6 protein-coding genes and 1 pseudogene are annotated in these 6563 nt (G+C 33.3%); 2 read left to right on the plus strand and 5 right to left on the minus strand.

Translation table 11 applies throughout. The annotated features are described in order from the left end of the window. Positions 1–732 precede the first annotated feature (732 nt). Both B045_RS0110840 and B045_RS0110845 read left to right on the plus strand, forming a co-directional pair. Positions 733–2301, plus strand: coding sequence for a tetratricopeptide repeat protein (locus tag B045_RS0110840; protein WP_052348859.1), 1569 nt, complete (start codon positions 733–735; stop codon positions 2299–2301). 177 nt (positions 2302–2478) lie between these two features. Continuing rightward, on the plus strand, positions 2479–2844 hold the full coding sequence (locus tag B045_RS0110845) for a hypothetical protein (protein ID WP_018464282.1): 366 nt from the start codon (positions 2479–2481) through the stop codon (positions 2842–2844). Between the two features lie 72 nt (positions 2845–2916). Here B045_RS0110845 and B045_RS0110850 read toward each other — a convergent pair whose 3' ends face one another. The 5 genes and pseudogenes from B045_RS0110850 to B045_RS15135 all read right to left on the minus strand — a co-directional run. After that, positions 2917–3513 (minus strand): porin family protein, encoded by a 597-nt coding sequence (locus B045_RS0110850; RefSeq protein WP_018464283.1) that lies wholly within the window; start codon positions 3511–3513, stop codon positions 2917–2919. Positions 3514–3632: 119 nt separating this feature from the next. Beyond that, positions 3633–4283 (minus strand): hypothetical protein, encoded by a 651-nt coding sequence (locus tag B045_RS0110855; protein WP_018464284.1) that lies wholly within the window; start codon positions 4281–4283, stop codon positions 3633–3635. Positions 4284–4389: 106 nt separating this feature from the next. Continuing rightward, positions 4390–4932, minus strand: a complete 543-nt coding sequence (locus B045_RS0110860) for an outer membrane beta-barrel protein (RefSeq protein WP_018464285.1) — start codon at positions 4930–4932, stop codon at positions 4390–4392. Between the two features lie 184 nt (positions 4933–5116). Continuing rightward, positions 5117–5827: a DUF5036 family protein gene (locus tag B045_RS0110865; RefSeq protein ID WP_025884437.1), complete on the minus strand. Its 711-nt coding sequence runs from the start codon at positions 5825–5827 to the stop codon at positions 5117–5119. Between the two features lie 582 nt (positions 5828–6409). After that, positions 6410–6563: pseudogene (locus B045_RS15135) on the minus strand (IS256 family transposase); the annotation flags it as partial.

Here is a 6563-nt window from a genome sequence, read left to right on the forward strand (position 1 = left end):
CAGACCTACAGAAGAATTAATCTTTGACATATATCCATGCAATGTTTCTTGATTATTTGTTGTAACTTTGTGGGCATTAGGATGTTCTGACATTATTTCGTTATTTACGTTTAGCGATATAAATATACAAAATATTTGTCAAACATCCTAATTTTTAGCAACATAAATAATTGATTTATAGTTAATTACATATAAATTACAGGTAGAATATATAGGACTTATTCTTAGGTTTAAATTCAACTAAATTAAAGAAGAACCGCTATTTTTGACATCCTATTTGGATTTTAACTGCTTTTTGTAACACTAAGTGAAAAAACAGACATAGCAAAATAGCGAGCAACTTCTTGTTACTTACGTATTTAAAAAGCTCTATTTACAAAGGTACAGAATATGATTTTATACTCGCTGGTTAATTTTACGGCGGTTTTGTTGCATAAAGTCATCAAAAAATTTGGCTATATCGAAAGGAAAGTTTAATTTTGAATGTTCCATGAAAGAATGCCTTGTTTTACAAGGCAAAGACAGAAGCCTGTCCAGAGGATTTATCTCTGTGTGGATTTTAAACTAATGATTTTAATGTTTAACCCAGCCTTAAGAATGGAGCTGTACTAAAAACTATAAGTATTACCTATGAAAAAATATTGTCATAAAATTAGATACATCTTTATAGTATTAATAGTATTTGTATCATGCAATTCATCGAAAGAAAAGTCTTTGATATTAAGCGATAAAATGCTTAAGAAAAATCCTGTGCAGGCTTTAGCAATATTGGATTCTTTAGAAAATGAAAGTAAATTAGATGAAGAAGAACAGTTACATTTAATATGGAACAAAGCCTTGGCACATCAGGCTTTGGGAATGTCGCTGGCAGAGGATGGTCAGCTACCAGAGGCGATTGCATATTACAAAGAAGAAGCAGACAAACAGGCTGACAGGTACCTTTTGGAAGCATCATATCTATGCTGGACAGGTAAGGAAAAAGATGCAATAAAGGCGATTAACAAAGGTTTCAATATTATTGCAGATTCAACAAAACAAATACAGTTGTTGGGGGTAAAGGCGCGGATTTTTGGACATCAGCGAGAATACAAGAAGGCTATAGAGGTGCTGAAAAAAGCATTGAAATATGATCTACCGAAACGTGAGCAGGCAATATTAAACTATAAGTTGGGGGAGAACCTCTCACTAATGGGCGACCGCCTGTCTGAACATTTCTATAGCAAAAGCATCCAACTGGCAACGGAGAACGGCGACACAGCCATTGCGTGTGAATTTCTGCGCAACTATGCTGACTATCTGGCAAACAACGGACAATACCACCGTTCAAACGATATCTTCTACCAAATAGGGCGAACGATGCCACAAGTGGCTGAGTTGTCGTCGATTCAAATGGCAATGGCGGGTAACTATATCAATCTACATAAGCTTGACTCTGCCCGTATCTGTAATGAAAAGGCCATCAAGAGCGAGGCAAAACTGGAAGCAAAAGGTTTTGCAGATATTGCTCGCAGAGTAGTGATAGAGCAAGAGCGTTGCCTATTGGACTATGCAAACGGAAAGACAATATCGTATGTAGACTTTGCCCGATATTGTGACTCTATCACGGCCGATATGCAAGCGAAAGAGAACACATTGACGAGACGACAAGAAACTAAGAACCGTTTGCAGTTGGCAAACCATGAGCTAAAACTCGACCAACAGCGAATGGGATGGATGTTGTCGGTGGCTGTACTGCTATTGATTGGTGGTGTTATCGTTGGCTATCTATATTATAGGAATAGAGTTCAGCGACTGGCAGAGGCTGAAGACAGAATTGACACTCTGACTCGAATGTTGACAGAGGCCCAAAGCGCTACGGCAGAAACTGCAGGCGATAAACAACCCAAAACCGACGATGATACTTTCTTTAAGAAAATTCTATTACAACAGTTGGGTATCATCCGTATGGTGGCAAATACTCCTACCCATCAGAACCAAGCCCTATTGAAACGTATATCAGGCATCAGTGATGGTAAGATTCCTACAGACAGCCTGCTTGTGTGGTCAGACCTTTATCCCGTCATTGATCGGCTCTATGATAACTTCCATGCCCGACTTACGGAACAATATGGTAATGCACTTACGGAAAAGGAAGTACAGATATCTTGTCTTTTATGTGCAAATTTTTCGACAAAAGAAATCGGAGTCATTACGCAACAGTCGGATGCCACAATTTATGTTCGCAAAACATCAATCCGAAAGAAGATTGGGGCTACCGAAGGACAGGATATTGTGGCTTGTGTGAACAGCATTAAGGGCTAATTAAGACTTCGCGAGACAGCATTTAGATTTCAGGCTAAATTAACCATTGATTTTCAATAGGTTAAGTTAGCCTTGTTAAGACTTTTTATTTGGTGATTTAGTCGTTTTAAGACTTATAACCGTCGTAACTTTGCACCGTCAAAAGTTTAACAAGCCATCAAATAAAAAATATAGATTATGAAAAAGAACATGTTTATAAAGCTAGCAGGTTGCATAATCCTTGTTATGCTTGTTGCGTTAGCAAAAAGTGAGCATCTACATTTACCTAGTCATGGAAATTGGGAAAATAAGAATTTTGAGAAAGCTGTTGTAAATCAAGTTTCTTCTAGACTTAGCAATAGTGAGAAGGTTGAATTTGGTAGTAAGTTCTTATGTGAAGACTATAAGGAGAATAATGAAGTGCGTTTCTCTGCCAATGTTATATACTATGTAGTTTCAATAAATGGTACAAAAGAAAAGCATATCGCCCATGTGATCAGTAACGAAGATAAGGATAGGATCATTGAGTGGAAAGAAATCAAAAATAATTCAGTAGATAAATAGTTTTGTTTAACGAAAACGCTTGTCGTTAAAGTCTTAGTGACTAAACGACAAGCGAATTCATTGTCTATATTATTATAACTTAAATTTATAACCTAATGTGAATTGGAATACACTGTTTTTCTGATCATATCCTTTCTCGTAATCAGTAAAATCATAATTATCAATAAGACCATAATTATATCTTGCATCCAAACATACATTCTTATATTCGTATGACAAACCTACAGGTATGGATAAATCAAAAGACTTTGATGTCATTGAAGAACTTAAATTGTCATAAATCTTAAATCCAGGTTGTATGCCTGCTTTAACAGCTAGCCCTTTAAACAAATAATAATTGAAAAGAATTGGAATATTAAAATAATCCATTTTAAACTTATATGGATACAACTCAAAATCGTCGGACTGTGGAGAAACAAATAACATAGATTTATTACCCTGCTGTGAATACATCAAGCCAACAGAAATGCCAATCTTATTAGTAAGAGCATATTGTCCTTCAACTCCAAGACAAAGCCTAGCATAACTATTCTGATCATTGGAATCACCACGCCATGAAGCAATATTAAAACCTACTTTGGGTTGGATTGTAAAATCACCCTTAACTTGTTGTGCATTAATTTGTTGAAAACTAACAAATGCCAACATCAATAAAATAAACTTTTTCATACGTAAAAATTATATTATGTAAATTTATTATAGCTAATCTCCGAAACTTTACGGTATTCTATTTTTGAGATTTTTATTCACTTGTTTTATATTCTGATGAAAAATAGAAGTAGAAAGCTCTATAATTTATAATGAATGGCAAGATAAACTTCGTTATTAAACTTGTGATTATCAAAAACAAGTTTCTGCCCTTCAACTACAATATTTCTGGCACTTCCAAAAACATCATAATCAGATACTCTATAACCTAGCGACAAGCCCCATATGCCACTCTCCAAATTCGCTGAAATATTCACGAAATTATAAACATTATATATACGGTTACTATTTGATACTCTCTTTTCATCATCCGGAATGAATTGTCCCTTTTCTGCTGGTGTGTAAACCACAACTCCTGAAGCCCTATTAGTCAAAGGAATAGTAAGACCATACCCTATACTGAAATTAAGATTATCTCCAACATTGTCCAATTTGATATTTGGCGTATATAGTTTCACTTGTGGTTGGAAAGCAAAATTATAAGAAAAATCCGACAAATCATCTGTTTTCCAAGTATGGCTATGATCTATTGTCTTTCCTCCAAATATATGATCTTTACCAAATGATATATCAGTAAATCTTAATCCAGCAGATACTCCAAAATATTTTATGGGACGATATTCCATATCGACATCTACATCCCAAGAATTATAATTGCCTAAAGCACCCGAAAGCGATATGCCAAAAGGTCTATATCGATCTTCTGCGTTATCTTCAGCACAAACAGTCATAACCAAACTTAAAAATAGAACAGTAAATAAATATCTATAGTACGTAAGAAACATGTTAGTATATTATGATTAAATATAAATTTTAGTATGCGCCAACTACATTAAATTATAAATGGATTTTATATCCTAATGTTATTTGCAAGAAACTATTTTTATAATCGTAGTTATCATAAACATTTGTTAAACCTACATTATAACTGACATTAACTACAAACTTATTTATGTTATAAGATATTCCTATCGGTATCGAAAACGTTGTTGATTTTGCGTCACCAAACAAAAAAAAATCTTCTCTATTATCAGCAACATTTACCCCTAATTGCACCCCAGCATTTAAAGATAAATTATCAGTAACATAAAGATTTGCCCGTAATGGAATATTAATATAAGTAGGAGATAATTTTGCTTGACCATCTTTTGCTCCCTCTACTGAATAAATTGCTCCCATAGACACACTGAAAGGGTTGGTTACTTTGCATTCAATATTAATTCCACCACAAAAACCAATCTTTGAATTTAAACCTGCTTTTGTTAAGTTTGATACACCAAAACCTATTTGAGGTTCTATACTAAATTTACCAAAATCATTTTGAGCAAAAGAATTTTGTGTAAGAAACATAAAAATCATCAAGTATAATACTTTTTTCATTTTAAATCAATTTATTATTTTACAAAAAAAATAACAATAAATATCAACGTTAGCATCACATTTGCATGATATCATTGTTATGGTTCGTGCTTTTTTAAGCAAAATATCTAGCAAGAAGTAAATATAATACTTCCTGCCAGAACATTTACTTTTCTCTCTATATATATGGTTTAGTAAGTCTATATTAAACTCCTACTTGGAAAGCTAATGACGTAAATACATTACCAGAGCGAATAAAAATCTTATAATCACCATACGGTCCGTGTGTCTTATCAACAGGCTTTTTTTGAATTATCGTCAACACACCATTGTTAAGTTTAATATCAAAACAATCCCTATTATAAGACAAAGCTTCACCCAAAGCGTATTCTATCACATTACCAACATTATATGATATTTCATCACCAACATTAGCCATACTCCCTATCATTGTGTCTTTTGCAGGGAGTCTGTTGTCAGAGACTATCATTCTCTTATACTTAACCTTCACTCCTTGAATTAAGTCATTAGAAGAAATATTGGACTCCACTACTAGTTTATAATATTCAGAGCCTAAATATATAGCTTTTTCTCCAGATCGGAACGTTATAAAACTTCCTGGATTATAAAGGCAATACAAATGATTAGGTTCTGCACTAGCCTCTCTTATCAAAGATACCAAATCTGGTTGTGTTTCCTTGTCCAAAGTCCCAGCTGGAGCTATATACCAAGACTCACTTTGAAAATTATTGTTTTTATTAAGATATACATCCGAATTTCCAATAATTGTTTTACCATTTACTTCATTCATTACGTTTAGCGTAACTGCATCTTGAAACTCATCTGTATCGTCACTACTACAACTGACAAGGCAAAGTAAGAACAAGATATAACTATATTTTAAATACTTATACATACAATTTATTTTGATTCTATTAGTATTATGATTATTTGCGTTATTATTTTGTACAGCAAATTTATTAAAAATAAGAATACAGTAATTGATTATTATTGATTTTAACCTTTACATATTTTACACATTTTCTCATATCACTGTCTATCAATAACATACAGAAGGCACTAAAACAATCACAGTTTTATTTTATTAACATTTTAAATCAAAATATTATACTCAACAGTTTATATTGTAAAGAGATAACTATAATTTTGAAGAGATATGAATTATAAGTTATGGAGAAGAGTCAAAAAGTTGAGTCCTTACTTGGTGATGAATTAAAATTCATTCCGTGACAAATAGGCTTTTAACCATTTTAATGTGGCTAATCAAAATATTTTTATTTACTTTGCAGTGGAAAAAATAATAGATTATGATTAGAACTTTGTTTTATATTGGTATTGGAAGTTGCACTGGTGGCATTTCACGGGTACGTCAACTGAACTGTGTCATAGTATCTGATTTCTTTAGTCCTTAACCTCAGATGGGGGATGCGATTTTTAATCGCATTTCACAGATGAGGAGAAAATCACGGCAGCAAAGTTACATAATCTGAAACCTATCACCAAATTTTATAGCTAGTTGTTGCGCACTCTGTCCCCAATTTACCAATGGTCTTATCCATTTCTTCTTTATATTTCGGTATGCCAGATACACTAATTTCTCCAATGCTGCATCACTAGGAAACACACCTTTG

Origin of the sequence: Segatella paludivivens DSM 17968 = JCM 13650 (assembly GCF_000373185.1) — a bacterium.
Taxonomy (GTDB): domain Bacteria; phylum Bacteroidota; class Bacteroidia; order Bacteroidales; family Bacteroidaceae; genus Prevotella; species Prevotella paludivivens.